Below are 25,363 nucleotides of genomic sequence, written 5' to 3' on the forward strand. Positions count from 1 at the left end.
AGGGCATTATGTACCACCGCGAACCCCCCGTGGCACAACAAAACCCGTTATTGCCGGGTTATCCCTTTAATGCCTGGCTGGTGGCCGGGCTGACGCCGATTACCGCCGATGGCCCGCTCGATTTCTTTATCGACCGTCCGCTCGGTATGAAAGGCTATATCCTCAATCTGACCATTAAAGGTGAAGGTCGGGTGTTTGATGGTGAACAGGCATTCGATTGCCTGCCTGGCGATATGCTGCTGTTTCAGCCGAAAACCCCGCACTACTATGGTCGCGCAGCGGATAGTCCGTGCTGGTTCCATCGCTGGGTTTATTTCCGCCCGCGTGCTTACTGGACCGACTGGCTGCAATGGCAGGATGAATCCCAGGGGGTGGGGCGTCTGCGTCTGCCGGAAGCCCAGCGTGCGGAATTTGATCGCCTGTTTGCCAGCATTGAACAGACACATAATTCCGGACGACGTTTTGCCGAAGAACTGGCGATGAACCTGCTGGAGCGCTTGCTGTTGCGCGCGGTGGAAGAAGATCCGCGCAGTCATCAGCAAATCCGCGATCCGCGGGTGATTGAAGCCTGCCAGTACGTCACTAATCATCTGGCGAGTGAGGTGAAAATTGAGGAAGTGGCGCGCCATGTCTGCCTGTCGCCCTCACGCCTGGCGCATTTGTTCCGCGAGCAGATGGGCATCAATCTGCTGCGCTGGCGTGAAGATCAGCGGGTGATCCGCGCCAAACTGTTGTTGCAGACCACCCAGGAGCCGATCGCCTCGGTAGGCCGCGAGGTGGGCTATGATGACCAGCTGTATTTTTCGCGCGTGTTCCGTAAACGCGTTGGCGTCAGCCCCAGTGATTTCCGGCGTCGCAGCCAGGATGCACAGGATGCGCTGGTGGCCCAGGAAAGCTGGCAACCTGCAAGGAGTGCGATCTCCTGAGCTTTCAGGTGATTCCTTCTTGTCCTCACTGACTGATTCGTCTTAAATCAGTCAGGTAACGAACAAGAGGAATGATAATGAGCGATAAACTTCGTGTCGGCCTGATAGGCTACGGATTTGCCAGCAAAACTTTCCATGCACCGTTGATCGCCGGAACGCCAGATGTCGAACTGGCGGCGATCTCCAGTAGCGACGCGACAAAAGTGCACGCTGACTGGCCTTCGGTGCAGGTGGTTGCCGATCCCCAGACGCTGCTGGACGATCCGACTCTGCACCTGATTGTAATTCCTACCCCGAATGATACCCATTTCCCGTTAGCCAAAGCGGCGCTGAATGCCGGAAAACATGTGGTGGTGGATAAACCTTTTACCGTCACTTTGTCACAGGCGCGTGAGCTGGATGCGCTGGCAAAAGCGAAAGGTCTGCTGCTGTCAGTGTTCCATAACCGCCGCTGGGACAGCGACTTCCTGACGCTGAAATCGCTGCTGGCTGATGGCACCCTCGGTGAGGTGCGTTATCTGGAGTCGCATTTTGACCGCTTCCGTCCGGAAGTCCGTCAGCGCTGGCGTGAGATGAAAGGGCCGGGCAGTGGGATCTGGTTCGATCTGGGACCGCATGTGCTCGATCAGGCGTTGCAGTTGTTCGGTGCGCCTGTTGCCATCAACGTCGATATGGCTGAACTGCGTAGCGGTGCGCAAACCACCGATTATTTCCATGCCACGCTGACTTATCCGCAACGCCGTGTGGTGCTGCACGCCAGCATGCTGGCGGCGGCGGAGTCGGCGCGTTTTATTGTGCACGGTACGCGCGGCAGCTATGTGAAATTTGGCCTCGATCCCCAGGAAGATCGTCTGAAGGCGGGCGAACGTCCACCGAAGGAGGAGTGGGGTTATGATATGCGTGATGGTGTGCTGACGCTGGCCGATGGCGATGTGATGGTGGAAAAAGCCTTGCTGACGCTGCCAGGCAACTATCCGGCTTATTATGCGGCAGTGCGTGATGCTATCGCCGGTACCGGTGCCAATCCGGTCACCGCGGAAGAAGCGATTCAGGTGATGGAGCTGATTGAGCTGGGCCTGCAATCGGCAGAGAAACGCCAGACGATGTCACTGAAATAACTGCCCCACGCCCTCTTCCGCATGCGGAAGAGGGCAGTAATGAAGCACCGATTAGTCCCTGATGACAACATCCGGGAAACTTGCTTTAACGCAGCGAGTGTAATCCCCCTGGGTCAGCGCGCTAAAATCGTTTTCCTGCCAGTTAACCAGTTTACATGCATAAGACTTGCCACCCGGATTTGCAGCAACATAGCTATCGTCTTTCACCCAGAATAAAGGCATCGCCGCCGAACTGTCCTCACTGAATTGCTTCATTCCCTTACAACCCAGTACTTCGCTGTCCGGTACGGCTACCCCTAATTGTTTGGCAAATGCCTTGTAATACTCAATACGGTTCAGAGACTGCTGGATTTCCACGCTGCCGCCACATTCCACACCACCGTTAATGATTTGTGTTGTCACGCCGAAACCAGGCACCAACCCATTGGCCTTATCGGCCGCGTTTGGCTGCCAGCTGCCATCCATAACGGCCTGCATGCTGGGTTTAGGCGGCTGCGGTTGAACATAGAAAAATATCGCACTGGCCAGGTTGAGCCAGGTATCGGCGACCAGATGGGGTTCTTTCAGTAAAACATTCACATCGCCAAACATGGCCTGGGAAAAAGCACCATAGTTGAAGTTATAGCTCAGCTGTTTCGCCCCACGGCCAAAATAGCTTAACGCATTGCCCTGGCTGTCTTTGGCACATGGCCAGGCTTTACCCTGCCAGGTGTTGGGGTTACAGGTTGCGCCCGTGTATTTATCATAAGACGTTTCATCAAGGCCCATTTCACGGACCCAATGTAAGCCCTGTTGCCACTGTTCTACATCACTTTGGTCGGCATGCTCGCCGGTTTCCTGGACAAAATGAGCAAACATGGTAGCCAGCGTCTTTTTACAAATCGCATCGGCATCCTGTCCATTGTCGCTTTCAGCACAAAGAACCGGGAATTTCCCTACTGCCTTCAGGAAATTTTCATAGGTGTAAGCAGGATCACGGTGTGGGAAGAATGTGTCCCATTTAGCTGCAGTCACCAGTTCTTCAACACGTTTCACGTTAGCAGGATTGCTGGCCGCGCCAGGCTTAATCTGCTCAACTTTTTCGTTACTCAGCGTGCTGATGGCTTTTTTTACCGCAACCAGTTGTGGCGTGTTTGTCAGGGCTTCTTCACGTTCGTTCAGTGATTTCTGGCTGATTTCCATGCCCGATTCCGGGGCGGTACCGTGCACACTCCATGCTGCTTGCCATGCCCAGCCGTCACCAGGTGCATAAGCGGCAGGTTCTCCATTACACCAGTTCGCGACCTGACATTGGTAGTCGTTGCCTTTATTGCTGACGATGTCGCCCATCTGGTACTGATTGCCGGGCTGGTATTGTGGATAGTCAGAGGGGCCGGTTTCAGGCGGGGTGGGTGGTGCCGGTTCTGGTTCTGGTTCTGGTTCTGGTTCTGGATCAGGGGTGGGGTCGGTGCCCGGAGCCGAATCCATTTTTTTCCATACGTTTTCCCAGATGTGGGTTACAGCAGGGTTCGGTTGTTCACCCGGATTGGCATACCATTGAGCCTGAAAATCATTCCCCTGCCAGGTGACTTTTTCGCCGCCGGCATAGGCTTTGCTGCTATCGTATTTGTCGTAAGCCTGTAGTTGAAATGATAACAACATGCTGACAGTCAGCAGGGATAATGTCATCGCCTGGCGTTTTTGCTTATTTTTCACTTAAATCATCTCTTCAAAGTCGTAACAAGGTCGTGATGTACGCGGTTAAACCGAGGAGACGAATCAAAGCATTCTGGAATTATTTGAATGTTGTTCAATATCAAATTCATTTTTGAGGCGGATGGATTCTTGATTTAAAAAAGAACTATCCTTAATGATACTGAGGGTAGGGTATGAAACCCCAAAAAGTGGGATGGTTCACGGCCTTGACGGTCAGCCTGCCGTAGGCCGTTTTTTGGCAGTCAGACCGTCAAGGCAACAAGGGTGTCGTTATCCTGCCACGCGCGCCCGTAACGCCGTTTTTTCTGCCTCGGTTAAAAACGCAATAGTCACGCCATTCTCCTGCGCCTGACGCATTTCCGCTACGCTCAGTCCGGCCTGTGGTGCCGCTACCTGATATTCATGTGCCAGCTCAATCCCCTGAACTGCCGGATCATCGGTGTTGATGGTGGCGAGAATGCCGTGATTAAGGAAGGCTTTCAGCGGATGGCTGGTGAAGGAAGCCACGGTGCTGGTCTGGATGTTGGATGTCAGGCAGGACTCGATGCCGATCTGCTGCTCAGCAAGAAAATCCATCAGCGCGCGATCTTCAATCGCCTTCACGCCATGACCGATACGCTCAGCACCCAGTTCACGAATCGCCTGCCAGATACTTTCCGGACCTGCCGCCTCACCGGCGTGCACGGTAATACGGAAACCTGCATCGCGGGCGCGGTTAAAGTGGCTGAGGAATTCACTGCCCGGGAAGCCCAGCTCATCACCCGCCAGGTCAACCGCGGTGATGCCATCACGATGCGCCAGTAAACCCTCCAGCTCACGCAGACAGGCTTCTTCGCCAAAGGTACGGCTCATGATGCCAATCAGGCGTACATCCACACCGTATTGCCGCACACCGGCACGCACACCATCAATCACCGCTTCTACCACACCGGCAATCGGCAGCTGATGCGTCATCGCCATATAGCCGGGTGAAAAGCGCAGTTCAGCGTAATGAATACCGGCACGGGCCGCGTCCTCGACGTTTTCCAGTGCGATACGGCGGCAGGCATCAAGATCGCCCAGCACCTTCACGCCCCAGTCCAGTTTTTGCAGAAAGCTCACCAGGTCCGGTTCGTTTTCCGTTACCTGCACATGCGGGCGCAGCGCATCAAGGCTGGTGGCAGGCAGGCTCAGATTAAACTGGCGACCTAAATCAAGGATGGTTTGCGCACGGATGTTGCCATCAAGGTGGCGGTGAATGTCGGTAAGAGGAATTTTGGAATCAAACATGGCGCACTCGCTGAGTTATTGTGAAGTGCAGAGCATTATAAAAATTTATTGCGCAACAGCGCCAGCGATTTGCGCAAATGGGCGGCCGGATGCTGCATAAATCAGCATCCGGCGGGGATCGTAATCAGGTTATCTTCGCGCTGATGAATATAAAAAAGGGTTCATGATAAACATGAACCCTGATGCTTTTCTTAGGCTAATTAACCTGAAGTGAATTACTCCGGCATCCCTTCGCTGGTCTGGCTACCCAGCATATAACGTGACAGGAATTGCTCCAGCGTCAGTTTGTCGCCGTTCATGGTGACCTGGCCATTAGCGTATTGCAGGCTGGTGGTGATGTTATCATCCTGCTGCTGCGTCAGACGGAACATCTGGCCCATCGCTGCCAGTCCTTTTACCTGCTGATCTGCCAGTTTCTGCGCATCATCGCCCTGATATCCTTCTGCCAGGCCGACATGGCGCATCACTTCCGTTGCCATCGGCATATTAATGACCAGCTTGCCATCGAGGGTTTTCAGCACACGATCAACCGCAGCGCTCAGTGTCTGCACATCGCCGGTGACGCTGGCTGGATCGTTAAAACCGACATTCAGATTAAAGGTGCTTTCGCCTTTGTCGTTCTTCCAGCTCAGCGGTGCGATGCTGAGGGTCGGTGAACCTTTCAGCAGCGTGGGCAGGTTGTTCATCAGGATAGTATGTACGCCTTCCTGATAACGGATCGGATCATCAATCAGACCCGGCTGGCTCAGCAAATCCTGAATTTGCGCATTATAAGTATCAGAGAAGGCTTTCACTGCCTGGGCATCAAACTGCGCCAGCTTCATGGTGATTTTAGCCTGGCCAAAAGGCTGTTTTTGCAGGCTGATATTCCCGACCTGATAATCAATCTGACCGCCAATTTTGCCATCTTTATTGTCGAACGATGACGTGCCGTTCATTTTCTCCAGCGTCAGACCTTCCTGACCATTCACACTGGCTGTCAGCTTATCCAGCGCAATGCTTTGATCGCCCACGCGCACCCCTTCCGGGCTAAGGTGGGTGTCACCATTCACCTTCAGGCCATTAAGGGTAAACAGCACCGGCTGGTTGACTTCGTTCTTGCTGGCGAAAGCAATGCTGGAAAAATCACCCTGCAGGCCAATATTGTCGCCTTTCTCATCTGCGCTAATATTCAGCGTGCCGCCGTTGGTCGCCAGACGCACGCCATTCTGCGCATCCTGATAATCAGCCGGTAACAGCGCCAGGGCAGTGTCAGTGGCACCGCTGTAGCCAACGCGGGTATCGGCACTGACCAGCGATTTGCCGTTAGTCAGCTCGAACAGTTTTTTCACCGCATCGGTGTTTTCCAGCTCGCTATGTACCGATGCCATGCTCGGGATGAACACGCCACGCTTCAGCTGTGAAAAAGGGAAGGGGCCGTGATCGATAACCGTATTCAACACAATGCTTTGACCCGGCTTCAGCAGCGGGTTGTCCTCAGTTTGCGAACTGGCCTGCAACACCAGTCGGGCTTTGCTGCTGAACAGGCCGCGCTGGTAATCCTGATAGCTGAGCGTCAGGCGGCTGTTCGGCGCGTAAGCGTTGAGTCGCGCATTGGCGTTTTGCACCATCTGATCGATATGGCTTTCCAGTTGCTTGCCGGTGAACCAGGCGGCACCGGTCCAGATTACCCCGAGAGCCACAATCACACCTACGGCAACCTTGGTCTTTTTCATCGCTGAGTCGTCCTTATCCTTGCGTCCGCATACGCTGCTGGCCTGTGCGCGACGGGTGAAGAAAAACGCCCGCAGGCGTTTTTAATTAATAGTTTGAAAATGATAGCAGCTAACGATGCGGGCGTCAGCCGCTTCAGTGGAGGGCGTTGAACACGCGTGCCAGACGACCAGTGCCTGCGGCGGTGACCGGTGACTCAGAAGCCGCGATAAAACAGGATTCACCCGGCTGCAATACCAGCTGCTCGCCAGCTTTCTCAATCATTGCCTGGCCTTCAATGCAAAACAGCAACGCGGCGCTTTGCTGGGCCAGCGTTTGTGGCTGAGCATGCAGGGTATGAATGGCGAAAGCAAAATCCTCGACCGGGATCGGGAAATTCAGCGTGTCTCCCTGCTGTTGCGGCTGGGTCAGCAGCGTAGCGGCCGGTTTGGCGTGGAATTTCAGGTTGGCCAGCAACTCCGGGATGTCGATAAATTTTGGTGTCAGACCGGCGCGCAGCACGTTATCCGAGTTCGCCATCACTTCCAGCGCCACACCTTTCAGGTAAGCGTGCGGGGTTTCGGCAAACAGGAACATCGCTTCGCCCGGTTGCAGGGTAATGACATTCAGCAGCAGTGGGGAGAACAGGCCGCTGTCGTCGGGATAATCGGCAGCGATCGCTTTGATGGTCTGCCAGGGTTCACCCTCACGGGCGTTAAGCGCAGATTTCAGTACTCCGATGGCCAGCGACTTCGCATCACCGGTCAGTGACAGCAGGGTGGCGAACAGTTTTGCCAGATTGTCTTCATCAGCATGTTCGAGAAAATGGGCAATCTGCGGATGGGCACCGGCGACCGGCTCCAGCAGCGAAACGATTTCATGCAGTTCGCGGAAACCGTTCATTGCCTGGAAGGGGGTCAGCGCGTAAACCAGCTCGGGTTTGTGGTTGGCATCTTTGTAATTACGCTCGGCGGCGCTCAGTGGAATCCCGGCAGCGTTTTCCCGGGCGAAACCCACTTCAGCCGCGCTTTTGCTGGGATGGACCTGAATGGATAGCGGCTGGTCGGCGCACAGCACTTTAAACAGAAACGGCAGTTCGCCGAAACGATCCGCCACGGCAGCACCCAGCATGGCGGTTTTATCCGCATCAATCACGTCACGTAGTGAACGGCTCTCGCCATTGATCTCCACCGTGGACGGGCTTTTCGGGTGAGCGCCCATCCACAGTTCCGCCATCGGTAACCCCTGCGGGTTGGCGATGCCGTAGAGTTCAGTCAGTGCGGTTTTGCTGCCCCATGCGTAGTTTTGCAACGAATTGTTCAATTTTTGCATCATTTGTCCCCAGTAACGATAGGCTTATAAGCATTTTAAGGCATAAAGTGCCATTGAAAATACATCAACCAGTGCAATAAATGCGAATGACTCTCATAATGTAAAATTCTGAAAAGTGACAATCTTGCCCGCTCAGTTGACCTTGCAGCAAGAGGATGCTGGGCGTAAACCTCAAAAATATGAGTTAAGGAGACGCAGTCATGGCAGCCCATCGCATTGAAAAAGACTCAATGGGTCCGATCGAAGTTCCGGCAGATAAGTTATGGGGGGCGCAGACACAACGCTCGCTGGAGCATTTCCGTATCTCGACCGAGAAAATGCCGGTCGCTCTGGTCCATGCACTGGCGCTGACCAAGCGTGCCGCCGCTCAGGTTAACCGTGATCTGGGTCTGTTACCGGCAGAACGTGCCGATGCGATTATGAAGGCTGCTGACGAAGTGCTGGCCGATAAGCACAGCGAAGAGTTTCCGCTGGCGATCTGGCAGACTGGCTCCGGCACGCAGACCAACATGAATATGAATGAAGTGCTGGCCAACCGTGCCAGTGAAATTCTGGGCGGCGAGCGTGGTATGTCGCGTCTGGTGCATCCGAACGACGATGTCAATAAAAGCCAGAGTTCCAATGATGTCTTCCCCACGGCCATGCATGTGGCTGCGGTTATCGCGGTGCAGGAACAGCTGATTCCGCAATTACAGATACTGAAAAAAACGCTAAATGACAAAGCGGTTGCGTTTAAAGACATCGTTAAAATTGGTCGTACTCATCTGCAGGATGCCACCCCGTTAACACTGGGTCAGGAGATTTCTGGCTGGGTGGCGATGCTGGAACATAACCTCAAACATATCGAACACAGTATTCCGCACCTGACGGAGCTGGCGCTGGGCGGCACAGCGGTGGGTACTGGCCTCAATACCCATCCGGAATATGCGGTGCGTGTGGCGAAGGCTCTGGCCGAACTCACCAAACAGCCGTTTGTGACGGCCCCGAACAAATTTGAAGCGCTGGCGACCTGTGATGCGCTGGTACATGCGCACGGTGCACTGAAAGGCCTGGCGGCCTCGCTGATGAAGATCGCCAACGATGTGCGCTGGCTCTCCTCTGGCCCGCGTTGTGGCATTGGTGAGCTTTCGATTCCGGAAAATGAGCCGGGCAGCTCCATCATGCCGGGTAAAGTCAACCCGACACAGTGCGAAGCGGTGACCATGCTGAGCTGTCAGGTTATCGGTAATGATGTGGCGGTGAATGTGGGCGGCGCATCAGGTAACTTTGAGCTGAACGTGTACCGTCCGATGATCATCCACAACTTCCTGCAATCCATTCGCCTGCTGGCTGACGGTATGGACAGCTTTAATCATCACTGTGCAGTGGGCATTGAACCGAACCGCGATCGTATCGAGCAACTGCTGAACGAATCACTGATGCTGGTCACCGCGCTTAATACCCATATCGGTTATGACAAAGCGGCGGAAATCGCCAAAAAGGCCCATAAAGAAGGGCTGACGTTGAAGGGTTCGGCGCTGAAACTGGGCTATCTGACCGAAGAACAGTTCGATGCCTGGGTACGCCCGGAAGATATGGTCGGCAGCCTGAAACAGTAAGCTGCGCGAGAAGGGAAGGCCAGCGCTGCTGGCCTTTTTTTATGCCAGCCGATCGCACCATAAATACAGGCGAGGAATGATCAAATGCAAAGGTTCCGCCTGTGGCTTATAGCGATGCGCCACGTTATCCGCGTCATAATCCAGTAACTCCCCCAGCACCGGCACCTGGCTGCGATCGCGACATAGCACCAGCATCGGGGAAGGGCAGGCGAGCTGAGTTTGCTTCTTTTCATCAGCACGCCAGACACGCGCTACCGGCTGGACTTTCACCGGTCGTTTGATTTTCAGCCTGGCGCTGGCAGGGAGATCGCGCACCGTTTCCAGTTCCTGCTGAACTTTCTCTGCCCACTGTTCACGCGTCCACGGGGCTTGCGCCCGATTGGCCTTCAGGCTGCGTTCCAGCTGCTCAATGATCTCTTCACGTTTGACGTTTTTGATGATGTTCTTATTCGCCCAGCCGAAACGCAGGCTGTCGGGGGCATCCAGCAATGTCACGTTGCGGTAGGCATTGAGGGTAATCAGCCCACGTAAATGCTGGTGAACAAACTCGAAACGTGCCTCACTTGGTAAGCCAGACTCCACCGTGATCAGCTGCTCAAGGCGCTGCTTAAGCGCGTTAATCTCAGCCACTAACCCGATGATGGTGTCGCTACTGGCCTGGTCGGCTTCGATGCAGATCGCACCCGGCAGACGCACTGCCGCCTTGGTACTGAGTTTCTCCGACTGATGCTGCATAAACAGCCGGCAGTAGTGGGCCAGCGCCATTTCGCGTGCGGCATCCCCCAGATGCTGGGTCACTTTGATACGCGAAATTTCATCATGTTCGTGGCCTTTTTCGATATCAGGCAGGCTGAACACTCTGGCAATCAACAGCGGTTGCTGCTCGACCTGCTGGCGTAACGCGCCTAAGTTCTGCTCCAGCGTGTTAACGCAGGCATGCAGGTCGGAAATCAAATCGTAACGAGCCATGCAATGTCTCCCTAGTTACAACATACCCAATGTGGCAGCGAAAGAGGTGCCTGGCAAGTGTGCGTTATAATTACAACATACTTAGAAGCAGCGACAATTCGAACAGGCCTGCTGCGACGGCGTAAGGATTCTGTTAAGCAGAAGGCTTTAGCGTTTTTCACAATAGATTAACGTGTTATAACAACTGCTTTGCCTGCTAACGGAATATTCTTGTGGAGCAACACGCGAAGCCCGGCGTTCCCGCCATCATCACCCTCGGGCTGGTTCAAATCCTCTCCTGGGGAGGTTCATTTTATCTGATGGCGGTGATGGCGGGTCCCATTGTCGCGGAAACCGGCTGGTCACAGCAGTGGGTTTATGGTGCGTTGTCGCTGGGTATTCTGGTTTCCGGCTTGCTCGCGCCGTTGAGTGGCCGTCTGATTGCCCGTGACCGGGGCCGCTCGTTGCTGGCCGCGAGTGGGGCGGTGATGGCCATCGGCCTGGTGATGATGGGGGCCAGCCACAACCTGGCGCTGTTCCTTTTCGCCTGGGTGATTATCGGCATTGGCATGGCGATGGGCTTGTATGATGCGTTGTTTGCCACCCTGGGTACTTTATATGGTGGGCAGGCGCGCGGAGCGATTACCGGCATCACGCTGATTTCCGGTTTCTGTACCACGCTGGTGTGGCCAGGAACGGCGTTGCTGATCCACTGGCTGGAGTGGCGCGGAGCCTGTTTTGCCATCGCGTTACTCCTCTGTGTGGGTGTGCTGCCGGCTTATCTCTATGCGCTACCCGCTACAGCAGGTAAAAAGTGCCGCGGAAAATATCCGAAAGTTGCTGCGAAAAGCGATTTGTCACCCGATTTGTTTTGGCTGCTATGCAGCATTTTCACCCTAGCTTCGGTGATTATGACCGCCATCTCGGTACAACTGATTACCCTGCTACAGGCCAGCGGCCATTCCCTGACCGCTGCACTGGCGATCAGCGCCATTCTCGGGCCTTGCCAGGTCGGATCGCGTATTGTCGATATCGCTTTTAAACGCGGTCATCCTATCTGGACCACCTTCTTCTCGGTCGGTTTGGTGGCGATAGGCTTACTGTTACTGGCCTGTTTCCCGCAGTTTGCGCTGCTAAGTATGGTGTTGTACGGTGCCGGAAATGGTTTACGTGCTATTGTGCGCGGAACTTTGCCGCTGGTAATGGTCAAACCAGAAGCCTACGCCGTCGTAGTGGGGCGCATGGCGCGTCCGGCATTGATCGGTCAGGCACTGACGCCACTGATTGGCGGCTACGTTTTTCAGCATCTGGGTGCCAGTGCCACGCTGTGGTTACTCTGCCTGCTGGCGTTAATTAACGTGCTGCTGGTAATGGTGCTGAAGCAAAAATTACCGGCTGTTCCCCCGCAACCGGAAAGGGGAGTGATAAATTAAGCAGCCTGTGCGTTTATGCCTGAGGAAATGATGAATACGTGCCCTCATCACAGACCCTGGCTTCTAAAAAGCAACAGTGTTTGTTATATTTATTGCTCAATGATTACTCACTACCGCGGCATGAAAACAACAAGATAGACCGCAACTCAGGATTAAAGAAATGCTTGATTACCGCTTCCCGACAGCTTTGCAGATGGTTTTGAGCGTAGCGATGGCGGAGCAATTGGGTAAACGCTCGACCAGTGCCATTCTGGCTTATGGCCTGGAAGCGAACCCCAGTTTCATCAGGAAACTCATGGTTCCGCTCACACGCGATGGCATCATCGTCTCGACATTAGGCCGTACCGGTTCCATTCATCTTGGCCGTCCGGCGGGTGAGATCACCCTGCGTGATATTTATACCTCGGTGATTGAAGACAAAAAACTTTGGGCATCGCGCCCGGATGTCGCACCGCGTTGTCTGGTGAGCGCCAACCTGTGTTGGTATTTCAAATCGATAGCCGATGAAGCTGAACAGGCATCGCTCAACGTGCTGGAAAAACGCACCGTGGCGGATGCTCTCGCGGAACTGAAACAACGCGACACCAGCAACTGCGAATCCCTGCCAGACTTCGAAATCGAAGACATCTGCAAGAAATCCCGCTAATTTCCTTAAGGTGCGCATTAATGCGCACCCTACATATATCCTCGATATATCAATTGCGTAGGGTCGGTATTTATACCGACCTGATTAAATATCTTCATGGCATAAAAAATCCGGGCACCAGGCCCGGATTTGTATGCCGATATAATCTACAATCACACCGTTTGCATTTCACCTTCCGGCTGTTTACGCGTCACCAGCTTACGCAGTGCCACATAAAAGACCGGGGTCAGGAACAAACCAAACAGCGTCACGCCCAGCATGCCGGAGAACACCGTAATACCGGTGACACCGCGTACTTCGGCACCGGCACCTTCACCCAGAATCAGCGGGATAGTCCCGGCGATAAAGGCGATGGAGGTCATCACGATGGGTCGCAGACGCAGACGACAGGCTTCCAGTGCCGCTTCGACAATCCCTTTGCCCTGCATCTCAAGCTCGCGAGCAAACTCGACGATAAGAATCGCGTTTTTACACGCCAGTCCCATCAATACCACCAGACCGACCTGCACGAACACGTTGTTATCGCCACCAGTGAGCCACACGCCGACCAGGGCTGAAAGCATGGTCACCGGAACAATCAGGATCACCGCCAGCGGCAGCGTCCAGCTTTCGTACAATGCCGCCAGTACCAGGAACGCCAACAGCACCGACACCGGGAAGACGATAAATGCTGCATTCCCCTGGGTGGATTGCTGGTAGCTCAGGTCCGTCCATTCGATATTCATCCCATTCGGCAGTACCTGATTCGCGAGACCTTCCACTTTGGCCATCGCCTGCGAGGAAGAAAGTACGCGTGGGTCAGCGTCACCAATCAGGTCTGCTGCCGGATAACCGTTATAACGGATCACCGGGTCCGGACCATAGGTGGTGGTGATATTGACCATACTGCCAATCGGCACCATTTCCCCCTGGGCGTTACGGGTGCGCAGATTGGCAATATCCTGCACGCTGTCACGGAAATCCCCATCGGCCTGCGCCATCACACGCCAGGTACGGCCAAACTTGTTGAAATCATTCACATACGCGGACCCGAGGTAAACCTGCAACGTACTGAACAAATCCGTCAGCGACACCCCCTGCGCTTTGGCTTTATCGCGGTCCACCTGCACATCCAACTGCGGTACGTTAGCCTGATATGAGGAGATCGGGAACATCATGCCTGGCGTCTGCATCACCGCACCGGACAGGGTATTAATCGCTGTTTGCAGCTGACCATAGCCCAGCCCCGCGCGGTCCTGCACATAAAGCGAATAACCGGAACCCTGACCCAGACCGAGAATCGGCGGTGGCATGATGGAGAAACCGAAGCCCGACTGAATTTTGCTGATTTTGGCGTTCAGTTCCGCGTTAATCTCCGCCGCAGTGCGCTTGCGCTGGTCAAACGGTTTCAGGCCAAAGAACACCGTGCCAGTATTCGGCGTGTTGGTGAACTGCAAGGCATTGAGGCCGGGGAAGGCCACCGCATAAGCCACCCCTTCGGTGTTCATACCGATCTCGCTCATCTTACGAATCACTTCATCGGTACGCGCCAGTGAAGAACCTTCCGGCATCTTCACACCACCAATCAGGTACAGTTTGTCCTGCGTCGGGATAAAGCCGCCGGGTACGCTGTGGAACATGAAGCCCGCCCCCGCCAGCAGCAGCACGTAAACGCCAAATACGGCGCCACGACGACGCAACGTTTTGCCCACCAGCGATTGATAGCCGTCGGCGCTGCGCTGGAAGAAGCGGTTAAACGGACGGAACAGCCAGCCGAGCAGACGATCGATCAGCCGCGACGGCAAATCTTTCGGTGCATGGTGAGCTTTCAACAGTTTCGCTGCCAGCGCCGGTGACAGCGTCAGCGAGTTAATGGCGGAAATGACCGTCGAAATGGCGATGGTGACCGCGAACTGTTTGTAAAACTGACCGGTTACGCCGGAGAGAAACGCCATCGGCACAAACACCGCACACAGCACCAGCGCAATGGCGATAATCGGGCCGGATACTTCACGCATGGCCTGATGCGCCGCGGCGGTGGGGGATAGCCCCTGTTCGATGTTACGCTCGACGTTCTCCACCACCACGATGGCATCATCCACCACGATGCCGATGGCAAGAACCAGGCCAAACAGGCTGAGGGTATTGAGTGAAAAGCCCAGCAAATAAAGCACGCTAAAGGTGCCGACCACCGATACCGGAACTGCCAGCAGCGGGATGATCGAGGCACGCCAGGTTTGCAGGAACAGAATCACCACCAGCACCACCAGCACAATCGCTTCCATCAGCGTTTGCACCACGGCCCGGATGGAGTCGCGCACGAACACGGTCGGATCGTAAGGCGCAGCCCATTGCACATCGTCCGGGAAACGCGTGGCCAGTTCGGTCATTTTGGCGCGCACCGCGTTGGAAAGATCGATGGCGTTAGCACCCGGTGCCTGGAAGATACCGATACCGACCGCGTCTTTGTTATTGAGCTGCGAACGCAGGGCATAGCTGCCGGAACCCATCTCAATACGCGCCACGTCACGCAGACGCACCAGAGAACCGTCATCGGCGGTTTTCAGGATAATGTTGCCGAATTGCTGCTCGTTTTCCAGCCGTCCCTGGGTATTGATCGACAGCAGAAAGTCGCTTTCTTTCTTCAGCGGTTCCGCACCAAGCTGACCGGCAGACACCTGCACGTTCTGCTCCTGCATCGCGCTGACCACATCCGAAGCAGTCAGACCACGCGCGGCCACTTTATTCGGATCGAGCCAGACGCGCATCGCGTACTCACCGGCACCGAAGATCTGAATCTGACCAACACCCGGCAGGCGTGCCAGCTCATCTTTCACTTTCAGCGTGGCGTAGTTACGCAGGTAGAGCGAATCATACTTACCGTGGGGTGAGAACAGATGCACCACCAGCGTCAGGGTAGGTGACTGCTTCTGCGTGGTGAGACCAAGCTGGCGTACCGCATCCGGCAAACGCGCTTCAGCCTGTGCCACGCGGTTCTGCACCTGTACCTGGGCCTGATCGGGATCGGTACCCGGACGGAAGGTCACGGTGGTCACCAGCACGCCATCAGAACCGGCCACTGATTTCATATACATCATGTTTTCCACCCCATTGATCGCTTCTTCCAGCGGCGTTGCCACCGAATCCGCAATCACTTTGGGGTTGGCGCCGGGATATTCCGCACGCACCTGCACGCTGGGCGGCACCACATCGGGGTATTCACTGATCGGCAGTAGCGGAATGGCGATCAGCCCGGTGACAAATATCAAAATCGACAGTACAGCCGCGAAGATTGGCCGGTCGATAAAAAAGCGGGAGAAATCCATAACAGGCAGTCTCGATAGTTATTGGGCGGTGCGCATCGCTACCGGTTGCGCGGTGACCGGCATGCCGGGCATAAAGACTTTCTGTAAACCGTTCACAATCACTTTGTCGCCAGGTTTCAGGCCGCTCTGCACAATACGCAGGCCATCAGCCAGGTCACCCTGCTGGATATCACGGCGCTGCGCTTTGCCGCTGGCGTCCACCACGTAAACGTATTTACGATCCTGGTCCGTCAGCACAGCTTTATCGTCGATCAGCAGCGCGTTGAAATCTGCGCTGCCGGGCAGGCGCACGCGGGCGAACAGGCCGGGTGTGAACTGACGTTGCTGATTATCCAGCGTGGCACGCATACGAATGGTGCCGGTGCTGGCGGTCAACTGGTTATCAAGGAAATCGACTTTACCGACATGGGGATAACCCTGTTCGCCGGTCAGGCCGATTTCGACCGGCAGAGAGCCACGATTTTCTCCCTTGCGCGCCATGGCCTGATAACGCAGGAAGGTGCCTTCATCCACGTCGAAATAGACGTAGACATGATCCTGCGACACCAGCGTGGTCAGCACGCTGGCGCTGTCACCGGCGGTCACCAGGTTGCCGATGGTGATCATGGCGCGGCTGGCGCGACCATCAATCGGTGCGGTAACACGGGTAAAATCGAGATTGAGCTGAGCCATATCCACCGCCGCCTGAGCCGAAAGCACGGTAGCCTGCGCCTGACTGGCGGCTGAACGGCGCTGTTCTGCCTCTTCACGCGATACCGCCAGGGTGCCAATCAGCTTTTCGGTACGAGCCGATTCACTACGAGCCAGCGCTGCCTGGCTACGGGCTTGTGCCAGCTCAGCCTGCGCCTGCTCCAGTGCCGCGCGGTAGGTGCGATCATCGATGGTGAACAACACCTGGCCTTTCTTCACTTCATCGCCTTCGCGATAGTTAACCTGGTCGATATAGCCGGATACGCGCGGGCGCAGCTGTACGCTCTGCACCGCTTCGATACGGCCATTAAAATTGTCCCACTGGCTGACTTTCTGCTGTACCACCTGCGCCACACTCACTTCGGGCGGCGGCGGTGGGGCACTTTTTGCCACACCCCGATCACAACCGGCCAGCAGGCTTCCCAGCAGCACCACTCCTGACAGGCTTACGCCCAGACGAACCCCATATGTCTGCAGATGCATTGTAGTTATTCCGCGTTAGTCAAAAAATTGAAAGGTCTTGTACAAAAAATTTTGCAACTTTGACGGTTGCATTAAAACGTGATGAGTGTAGGCTTGTGCAAACTGCATCTGCAAGAATATCTGATACACTTTATGTGCGGTTTTGATCGCAACGGATCATGCGGGGAATACCCCTACGAGAAGTGCGGCATTTAATGCAATAATAAAACTTGCATTAAATGGCATAGTCAGTACCCTTAAAGTGTAACTGCAATAGATACTGATACTGATCGCCATGGCGACGGGAGAGAATGGGATGATGAGCGACGCATTTATTCACGATCTGATCGACTGGATTGATAACAATATTGAAGCACGTCTGGATCTGGACACCGTGGCAGGACGCGCCGGTTACTCGAAATGGCATCTGCAGCGGATGTTCAAAGAGCACACCGGTTATCCGCTGGGTGAATACATTCGGGCAGAAAAACTGAAAAGATCGGCGGACCGACTGACTACCACCAACGAACCGATCCTCAATGTGGCGATCTCGCTGGGTTTTGACTCACAACAGTCATTCAACCGCAGCTTTAAACGCCAGTATGGCGTGGCACCCGGCGCATGGCGTCGTCATGCAGGGCACCAGCCAGGCCTGATGCAGTAAACTCCGCCAGGGCCAGCTTTGCTGGCCCGCGTTTTTCCCGCCTGAAAAGCCTGCTATTATCGGCCTCCTGAACTTCAGGAAGGCACTATGTCAAAGAAACTCTGGATTGGATTAATTATTGCGCTGGTCGCCAGTTGGGCCGGACTCAAACCGCATTTCTCCGCTGCACCGAAAACCAATATCGCGCAACTGACCGATGCCGAAACCGTGGCACGCTGGTTACAGCAGCATCATAAATTGCCCGATCTGTATCTCACCAAAAGTGAAGCCCGCCGTCAGGGCTGGAACCCGGCCAAAGGTAATCTGTGCGATGTGTTGCCGGGCAGGGCGATAGGCGGCGACCATTTTGGTAACCGTGAACAACGGCTGCCGCAGCAGGCTGGGCGACAGTGGTATGAAGCCGATGTGAATTACGATTGTGGTCACCGTGATGCCGATCGTCTGCTTTACTCTTCAGATGGCCTGATTTTTCTCACCACCGATCACTATCGCAGCTTTAAGCCGGTACCCTGATAATGCTGACGCTGACCTTTGATTTCCACCAATTGCCTGACCGCCAGGCGTTTTATCATGCGCTGGCGCGCCAGAGCCACTGCCCATTCGCCTTTGGCAACAATCTGGATGCGCTATGGGATTGGCTGACGGGCGGCATGGCGCTGCCTGCGACGCTGCATTTACGCCACTTCGATGCCTCCAGTGTGGAGTTCGCGCCGGTGCTGGCGCTACTGGAAGAGGCTGAGGCGCAGCTGGAAGGTGAGCTGCGCCTGGTACGTGATTAAGCGTGCAGCGGCAGCAACATAATGGCCAGCGTCTGGCGGGCGCTGGCAGGCAGATCGCCTCCGCCGGTGTAGCCATTGTTCTCGACAATCACGCTATTCAGCCCCACCAGCCAGTCATAAATATAGTAAGCCGTATGGTTGGCAGGCGCGGCAGAGAGACGCGTCAGGCGCTGGCCTGGCGAGAAACTGACGCTGGGCGCAGGCGGGCGGGCAAAAATCGGCTGGCCGCGATTCACCCGGCTCGCCGGTCGCTCTGCTTCCGGGCGCTGTAAAAAGCCCAGCCAGGCAACAAAATCCCCCAGCACCGTCATGGCTCGTGAAACCTGGCGATCGGTGCGTGCCTCATGCGCGCTGGCCTGGGCATCCGGCTCATTCAGTGCCGCCTGTAGCTTACTCAGCATATGATGACGGAAGCTGGCGGTGATCAGCTCCTCCACCAGCAGTTCCAGCGTGGGTTTATCGACGTTAAGCAATGCCAGCAGACTGCGGCTTTCCGGTAACTGGCGCAGGTGATCCAGCCATAAGGCGAAGACCTGCTGCGGAAATTGCTGATCGCTCTGGCCGCTGTGATTGCGCGGTTCACTGGCAGTGACCGGCTCGTCTTTAAACAGGTCGAACTCAAATCCGATGCCGAAATAACTTTGTCCGGCGGGGGTAGCTTGCGCTTTTTGCTGCGTGCTGCCGCTGTTCTGGCTCAGCCACAGCTGACGCACCGCTTCACGCGATGGCTGCAAACGCTCCAGCAGTTCACCATGCAGGCCGGTACGATGTTGCAGACACTTCAGCAGCGTATCGGCGATAGTTTGTTTGCGTGCTGCCTGTTCCGGCGTGGCGCTGGCTTCCGTCCAGGGTTGCAGGCGGTCCACCAGTTTTTGCTGCAGCACACTGAGTTGCAACGCCAGCCGGTCGCGACGTGCGTCCGGTTGCATTTCATCCTGCAACCAGCTGCCCATGCGATCAACACCGGCACGGTCCAGCGCCAGCATTGATCCCCAGCTCTGGCCGGGCTGACCAATCTGACGTTGCACGGCTTCATCCACATTGATCTGTTGATGACGCGCATCGTAGGGCGTGATAGCCCAGATCAGGCGTGGTTTCTCACCGCTGGCAGGTATCGGCTGGTGCAGATGCCATTCGCGCAATGCCTGGCTGGCGAGATCGGCATCCTGACGCTGGCTGGCGGCGGTGCAAATCAATAACAGGTCGATATCCTGCCGTGCGGCGTAAAAACCCGGCAGCAGCGCGCGTTTCTGCTCCAGCAGCCGGGCGCGCAGCGCATCACGCGTTTGCAGGCGCTGGCGATCATCGAGTTGTGCACGATCAGTTGGGGTGCCAGGTGCGGGCAACTCCAGCATATCGGCTTCATCATATAACGCCTGGCGCGGCGTCGAACTGAGCGGAATGGTGATTTCCAGCGTCAGCAAGGCCAGCAGGCCGAGCGGCACCTGCTGCGCTTTGCCGATACGATTGGCGACAATCGGGCACACTTCGATCATCTCCAGCAGGTCGGCATCGCTGGCAATCAGTTTCTCGGCAGGGAGTGACGCATCATCCACCAGCAGGCTGAGTGGGGCCAGCACGCGCGGTGCGTGGCGCAGCTGATGACACAGATGCATCAGGCTGCGCAGGCTTTCGCTCAGTACCGCTTGTCCCGGCCACAGCAGCGCGAACAGCTGCACGCGGTCATCAACGTTCAGCCACGGGGCGAGGGCAACCGCCTGTGGCCAGAAGTGACGATCCAGCACCTCGGCATGACGGTGGTAGCGACGGCTCCACGCCCAAAGCGTGACCAGCGCATCGCTCTCCAGTCCCGGCTGAACCTCACTTTGACGGTGGCGTTGCAGACGTTGCAGCGCGCTGTCGATGGCGGCGGTATCCGGCTGCGCGTCTGTGGTGGCACAGGCGAGCATCAGGCGGATCAGTTCCACTTCACCGAGCAAGGTTATTTCCAGCGGCCAGGCACTGGATGAGGTTTCACGCTGGTGGCTGAAACGGGTGGCGCTGGCAAAGTCCAGATTACCAGGATTGATATGCTGGAAATAGTTCAGGGTTTTGTCGCCGAGACGCGCCATCAATTGCCCCTGGGCATCCCCGACCATTTCACTCAGCAGCCAGGCTTTACCCGCCTGCGATTGACCAAATAACGCCAGCGTCACCGGCCGTGCCAGCTGACGTGCCAGCGCATGGCTCTCCACCCTGGCGCGCCGCAGTTGCAGGTTCAGGGTATCGCCTTCCATCGTCAGGCGAGTGGAGTGCGGTTGCTGCTGTTCCACCCAGTTGAGGGCACCGTCGAGGGTTTCCTGTAGTTGTCCCAGGCGTTTTGCCAGCGTCGCTGGCGGCTGTTTTTTGGCGGTTCTCATTTTTTGCAGACGCTCCCGCTATCAATCCAGTATTGCGCATTCGCATTGCCCGTGGCGGAAAGCGTGTTCAGTTTCAGGCTCAGTTGTTCCAGCGGTACGCGGCTGCCATCATCGAGACGCGCTTCGCTCAGGACCAGGCGTTCCGGTCCGGCATTATCCGGGCCGGGTTGCACCGCAAGCTTAATCCGCAATACGCTTTCACCCGCCACTTTGCGCGCTAACGCCGGGTCGGTGATGCTCAGGCTGTAAAGCGGCGAAGCGGGCCAGCGGTCGTTTTCCAGCTGGCGGAAGCCGAGGCAGACGTTACCGCGAATGCGGAAGCTGCTCTTACGATCCAGCGCGAAGGCACCGTTATCGAGGTCGATCTCGCTGTAGCACAGGTTGTCATCGCTCAGCGCCTGGGTTTCATCCAGCACGCCAAGGTAGCGGATGGTGGAATAGGGTTCAAAATCTCCGGCACGGAACCAGAAACTGCTGAGGCGCAGATCCAGCGCCAGCAGGCACAGCATGGCACCGACCGCCGCGGTCGATTTCGGGTTATCAATGCGGCCTTGTTTGTTGAACGGATACCAGTCGCTGGTGTGATAGCCTTCCAGTGACAAAATGCGGCTGCCCGGCAGTGGTTGCAGGTGACGTACCAGCGCCTGGATGCCGGGGAAACGCGACGGTCGGCCGGTCAGCAGTAAAACGTCACATTGGTACAGCGATACCACTTCACACATGGCGCGCAGCGCCGGGATGATCGCCATGCGATGTTGCAGGAATTCACCATGCAGTTGGGCGAGGCTGACCACCAACGGCACTTCCAGCAGGTCAAAACGGCTGTCGCCACCGAGCGTGCGCTGAATTTCGCCGTTGACGAACGCCAGTACCGTGCTGCCCGGTTTTTGCGGCACCAGCTCACCAAACAGCGCGTTGATTTCGCTGTGGCTGTCGAGCGGGTCCCAGTTTTCATAACGTTCCAGCACCGCCTGTGCCAGCGGAATAAACAGTTGCAGGGTGACCTGCTGGCGCAGCGTGGCCTGCCCATCCATGCGGCTGTCGTGACCGAACAATTTATTCATCAACGGCTCGGGCAGCAGAAGACCGGCTTTCTGCAAACTCTGCTGTAAAGCGGGCAGGATCCACAGTTGGATCACATCCAGCAGGATGTCGTCTCCGGCCACCTTGAAGCCTTCGCGGAACAGCAGGCGCGGGGTGATTTTGACGTTGTTACCCTGGCCGTCATCGAGGCGATATTGCGTAATGGCGAGATCGGTGGTGCCACCACCAATATCAATTGAGGCGATGCGCAGGTTTTTGCCCGGCAGTTCATCGGCCTCACGCGGGCGATCGGGGCGCGCCATGCTGGTAAAGAAATCTTCAGCGCGCCCGGCAAAGTTGACCTGGGTTTCGTTAAACAGCCACACCATCTGACCACAGGTGGCTTCATCCCACTCCATCTGCACATCGGGTACCGGACGCAGGCTTTTGCTCTGGGTTTCGGCGGTAAAGTCTTCCTCCGCCGGATGCCAGCCTTCTGCCTTCCACACCAGCGCGATGGCTTCCTGCATGCGGCGACGGAAAATTTCTCGTTCCGGTTTCGGCATGGCCGATGGCAGGGTGAGGATCACATGGCGTAGCTGACGCGCTGCCTGGCTTTGCGGCATCCGCTGACGTTGCGCCACGCTGTTCATCTGCATCATCGCCTGTGCCAGCAATTCGCACAGCATAAAGGTCATCAGCGAGCTGCGGCTGTAACTGGCAGAAAATACCGGCAGACGATCATCCGCAGCCAGCGCGTGCAGCGGCTGGCCTTCATCATTCAGCAGCAGGGTAAAGGGCAGCGCGGTAGCCTGTGGTTCGTCGCCACGACCAAAGGCGTTGAAACGCCAGCCCGGCTGGTAGCGCGCTTCATCCCACAGATAACGGCGCGGGCTGGAGAGACCGGTGCTGCCTTCCGTTCCGGCACGCAACAGCGCGAGGCGGCTGGCTTCGCGCCCAACACGCGTCAGTGACGGCCACATAAAGGCGTTTTCACGTCCGCTTTCCAGCGAAAAATTGGCTTTGCCAAAACAAGGTTGGGCGAATTCCAGACGGCTGTCGAACAGTTCGTTGTACACCTGATGAGGTTCAGACAGGTCGCGCAGTTGTAGCTCGTAGGTCTGACGCAGACCGTTGCTCTCCTCCGGGTGATCTTCCACCAGGATGCCGCAGGTATGGGAGTTGCCGACATCAAGAATGATATCGACATTCACCGCCGGGGTCTGGGGGGAGACAGCCTGAATGGTGATTTCCGCCAGATCGAGCTGTTCGCCCAGCAGTTCCAGCAGATTAAGGTAATGTGCCTGATATTCGAATTCACGCAGCGCCTGATTCAGTTCCTGCTCGCGGCGCGATTCCAGCGCGCTGACCTGCTGGCTAAAGGTTTCGCGCAGCCAGCCATCAACCCAGGTGTGATCGAGAAATTCACCCAGTTCATAGTTGTGCCAGGCGAGGGCAAAACTGACGCCGTTCTGGGCATCGGCCTGGCTCAGACCCAACTGTTCGCCGCCGTCGCTTTCTGCCACCAGTCGGGTGTCAAAGGCGAGGGTGATGCGATGGGTATTGCCCGCCACATCCGGCTGCGTTAGCGGAGCCAGGTGCAGACGCGCCCAGTTCTCCGGGCCACCAATAAAACGGCGACCACTGGTACAACGCAGCACCGGCAACGGCAACCATTGATTGGCCAGCAGCGTCAGTGAATCGGCTAACGCAATATCGGACTCCGGGCGCACCACTTCCGGTGCGCTGCCATCTTCCGGGTAGAGCAAAAACTTGCCGCTGTTGCCGTCAACGTTCAGGCGCAGCAACGGACCATTGGCCGTCTGGCGTACAAACTGGCGGCGTGCCTGCAACGCAGGCAGACGCAGGCCAAAATCGAGAAACTGCACACCGCTATCTTCAATCAGCGTGATTTTTTGTTTGTCATCGATGAGGGGTGCCAACATGGTTATTTACTCTCACGCTTGATCGTCAACGGGAAAACCTGATCCGCGCTATATTGCGCTTCACAGCTGGCAATGCCATCGCCCTGTTTACATACCAGTTCCGGCATGCGGTAGCGCGATTTGTCACTACAGCTGGCGGTGTATCGGCTGCGAACCACCATGGTGCCCGCGCTGGTCATGGCGGCCGTAACATCAGCCCGGCAGCGGATACCATCGCCCTGGGTAATCAGCGCGGTGCCTTTGCCATTTTTGATCTGATAACGCAGGCTCGGTGGCTTGCCGGTGGGCAGATTGGTCTGGCGCAAGGTGACACGCCAGCGGCCATCAAGGAAACGCACCGAACCGACACGCACATCTTCTGCGGTGATCACTAAATCGTCGGCTTGTGCCGGTGCGGTGGGAACCGGAGCCGCAGCCACCGGGGCTGGCGGCGTCACCGCTGCAACCGGCGCAGGCTCAGGGGCGACGACTGTAGCGCTGGCCTGTGGCAGGGTGGTGGCGAGTTTTTCAGCCTGGACCAGCACCGCAGGTGGGGCAATCGCTTTGCTGACCACGGGAGCCGGAGCCTGGGCGACCACCGGCGGCGCAGCTTCCGGTGTACTGTGCAGCCAGAATGCCACACCGGCGGTGGCAGCAACGGCCACCGGCAGCAGCAGTAACCACGGACGCCATGAGCGTGGCGCAGGAGGGGGCGGGATGACTGCTGCCTGTTCCGGTTCTGGCGCGGCCATCTCCGGCAGCGCGTCTTCGGTGGCGATGACTTCGGGTTCAGGTTCTGCCACCAGCAACGGCGTCTCCACCACCGGTGGCGGTTCCGGCAACAATGACGGCAGCTGCTCATCAAGGCTGTCACGCAGACAGGCCAGGGCGTCATCGCGCGTGCGCGCCTGTGGATCGACAAAACCCCAGAAAGTAATCACCGGTTTGCCATCGACCAGATAGACATATTGCTGATCGGGGAATTGCAGGGTTTTACTCAGCAGTGCGCCAAACAGGCGCATAGCAGGATTCTCTGTGTCGCGTGCGCGCTGGCTCAGCGCCTGGAGATCCTGTTGATTAAGGGTGAGTTGTTCCAGTGCCTGGCGACGTTCATGATCGCTGGCCGCCAGCCACGAACGCACTTTGCCGCTGAATGGCGCGTACCAGTCGAGGCGATCGCCGCGTTCATTCGGCTGCGGAATGGCGAGACAGTTCGCCAGCGTGGTCTGGCGGCGCAACCGCAGGGTTTCGCGAATTTGCAGGGCAGAGGCCCAGACTGGCTGGCCGTTCTCACCCAGTGCCAGTAGCGCGTCGAGATTGCCGCTACGCAGAAAAGTTTTTGCCACTCGTTGGCCCTTATCGGTGGATGTCTGAGGCAGAGAATCGTGTGTGATTAGCGATGGTGGTGATCTTAAGCCAAATGCAGGTGAATCAAACGGCGGAAATAAGGGGGAAAACAGGGCGGTTTTCCCCGGCTGGGCGATAAATTGTGGAAAAT

18 protein-coding genes are annotated in these 25,363 nt (G+C 56.4%); 8 read left to right on the plus strand and 10 right to left on the minus strand.

Annotated features, from left to right (window positions below; genetic code table 11):
- The first annotated feature begins 8 nt into the window (after positions 1–8).
- Together araC and CUN67_RS08660 are read left to right on the plus strand one after the other, a co-directional pair.
- The gene (gene araC, locus CUN67_RS08655) at positions 9–926 is read left to right on the plus strand and encodes an arabinose operon transcriptional regulator AraC (protein WP_208714887.1); all 918 of its coding nucleotides are present in this window, start codon (positions 9–11) and stop codon (positions 924–926) included.
- A gap of 77 nt (positions 927–1,003) precedes the next feature.
- Entirely contained in the window at positions 1,004–2,044 is a 1,041-nt protein-coding gene (locus CUN67_RS08660; RefSeq protein ID WP_208714888.1) for an oxidoreductase, read from the plus strand.
- A gap of 51 nt (positions 2,045–2,095) precedes the next feature.
- Here CUN67_RS08660 and CUN67_RS08665 read toward each other — a convergent pair whose 3' ends face one another.
- From CUN67_RS08665 to manA, 4 genes are all read right to left on the minus strand, one after another.
- On the minus strand, positions 2,096–3,739 hold the full coding sequence (locus CUN67_RS08665) for a glycoside hydrolase family 19 protein (protein WP_439332274.1): 1,644 nt from the start codon (positions 3,737–3,739) through the stop codon (positions 2,096–2,098).
- 270 nt (positions 3,740–4,009) lie between these two features.
- Entirely contained in the window at positions 4,010–5,008 is a 999-nt protein-coding gene (add, locus tag CUN67_RS08670) for an adenosine deaminase (protein WP_208714889.1), read from the minus strand.
- Between the two features lie 215 nt (positions 5,009–5,223).
- Positions 5,224–6,723 carry a YdgA family protein gene (locus tag CUN67_RS08675; RefSeq protein WP_208714890.1) on the minus strand — a complete coding sequence of 500 codons (1,500 nt, stop codon included), beginning with the start codon at positions 6,721–6,723 and terminating at the stop codon, positions 5,224–5,226.
- 133 nt (positions 6,724–6,856) lie between these two features.
- Positions 6,857–8,032, minus strand: coding sequence for a mannose-6-phosphate isomerase (gene manA / locus CUN67_RS08680; protein WP_208717122.1), 1,176 nt, complete (start codon positions 8,030–8,032; stop codon positions 6,857–6,859).
- A 200-nt stretch (positions 8,033–8,232) separates the two neighbouring features.
- Between manA and fumC the strand changes: the two genes are divergently transcribed.
- Positions 8,233–9,630, plus strand: a complete 1,398-nt coding sequence (gene fumC, locus CUN67_RS08685) for a class II fumarate hydratase (RefSeq protein WP_208714891.1) — start codon at positions 8,233–8,235, stop codon at positions 9,628–9,630.
- 39 nt (positions 9,631–9,669) lie between these two features.
- Here the strand turns inward: fumC and tus are convergent, their stop codons facing one another.
- Positions 9,670–10,599 (minus strand): DNA replication terminus site-binding protein, encoded by a 930-nt coding sequence (gene tus / locus CUN67_RS08690; RefSeq protein WP_208714892.1) that lies wholly within the window; start codon positions 10,597–10,599, stop codon positions 9,670–9,672.
- A gap of 212 nt (positions 10,600–10,811) precedes the next feature.
- Here tus and CUN67_RS08695 point away from each other — a divergent pair, with 212 nt between their 5' ends.
- A complete protein-coding gene (locus CUN67_RS08695; RefSeq protein WP_208714893.1) occupies positions 10,812–12,011 on the plus strand; it encodes an MFS transporter in 1,200 nt (399 codons plus the stop codon).
- Between the two features lie 160 nt (positions 12,012–12,171).
- Complete coding sequence (locus CUN67_RS08700) at positions 12,172–12,657, plus strand: RrF2 family transcriptional regulator (protein WP_208714894.1); 486 nt, start codon at positions 12,172–12,174, stop codon at positions 12,655–12,657.
- Between the two features lie 152 nt (positions 12,658–12,809).
- On the opposite strand, the gene oqxB is transcribed toward CUN67_RS08700, so the two are convergent.
- Positions 12,810–15,962 (minus strand): multidrug efflux RND transporter permease subunit OqxB, encoded by a 3,153-nt coding sequence (gene oqxB, locus CUN67_RS08705; RefSeq protein WP_208714895.1) that lies wholly within the window; start codon positions 15,960–15,962, stop codon positions 12,810–12,812.
- Positions 15,963–15,980: 18 nt separating this feature from the next.
- Positions 15,981–17,135: an efflux RND transporter periplasmic adaptor subunit gene (locus CUN67_RS08710; protein WP_208714896.1), complete on the minus strand. Its 1,155-nt coding sequence runs from the start codon at positions 17,133–17,135 to the stop codon at positions 15,981–15,983.
- Positions 17,136–17,430: 295 nt separating this feature from the next.
- Here CUN67_RS08710 and CUN67_RS08715 point away from each other — a divergent pair, with 295 nt between their 5' ends.
- The 3 genes from CUN67_RS08715 to CUN67_RS08725 all read left to right on the plus strand — a co-directional run bounded on the left by CUN67_RS08715 (position 17,431) and on the right by CUN67_RS08725 (position 18,557).
- Positions 17,431–17,778: a helix-turn-helix domain-containing protein gene (locus tag CUN67_RS08715; RefSeq protein WP_208714897.1), complete on the plus strand. Its 348-nt coding sequence runs from the start codon at positions 17,431–17,433 to the stop codon at positions 17,776–17,778.
- Positions 17,779–17,865: 87 nt separating this feature from the next.
- Positions 17,866–18,291 carry a ribonuclease domain-containing protein gene (locus tag CUN67_RS08720; RefSeq protein ID WP_208714898.1) on the plus strand — a complete coding sequence of 142 codons (426 nt, stop codon included), beginning with the start codon at positions 17,866–17,868 and terminating at the stop codon, positions 18,289–18,291.
- Positions 18,292–18,293: 2 nt separating this feature from the next.
- Positions 18,294–18,557 carry a barstar family protein gene (locus tag CUN67_RS08725; protein WP_208714899.1) on the plus strand — a complete coding sequence of 88 codons (264 nt, stop codon included), beginning with the start codon at positions 18,294–18,296 and terminating at the stop codon, positions 18,555–18,557.
- Here the strand turns inward: CUN67_RS08725 and CUN67_RS08730 are convergent.
- Genes CUN67_RS08730 through CUN67_RS08740 form a run of 3 tightly spaced genes read right to left on the minus strand, consistent with a single transcriptional unit; the run spans position 18,554 to position 25,211 of the window.
- Positions 18,554–20,917 (minus strand): virulence factor SrfC family protein, encoded by a 2,364-nt coding sequence (locus tag CUN67_RS08730; protein ID WP_208714900.1) that lies wholly within the window; start codon positions 20,915–20,917, stop codon positions 18,554–18,556. The genes CUN67_RS08725 and CUN67_RS08730 overlap by 4 nt on opposite strands.
- On the minus strand, positions 20,914–23,886 hold the full coding sequence (locus CUN67_RS08735; RefSeq protein ID WP_208714901.1) for a virulence factor SrfB: 2,973 nt from the start codon (positions 23,884–23,886) through the stop codon (positions 20,914–20,916). Before CUN67_RS08735 ends, CUN67_RS08730 begins: the two co-directional genes overlap by 4 nt.
- A gap of 2 nt (positions 23,887–23,888) precedes the next feature.
- Positions 23,889–25,211, minus strand: coding sequence for an SrfA family protein (locus CUN67_RS08740; protein ID WP_208714902.1), 1,323 nt, complete (start codon positions 25,209–25,211; stop codon positions 23,889–23,891).
- Positions 25,212–25,363: the final 152 nt, after the last annotated feature.

This window comes from Pantoea cypripedii (assembly GCF_011395035.1).
Classification (GTDB): domain Bacteria; phylum Pseudomonadota; class Gammaproteobacteria; order Enterobacterales; family Enterobacteriaceae; genus Pantoea; species Pantoea cypripedii_A.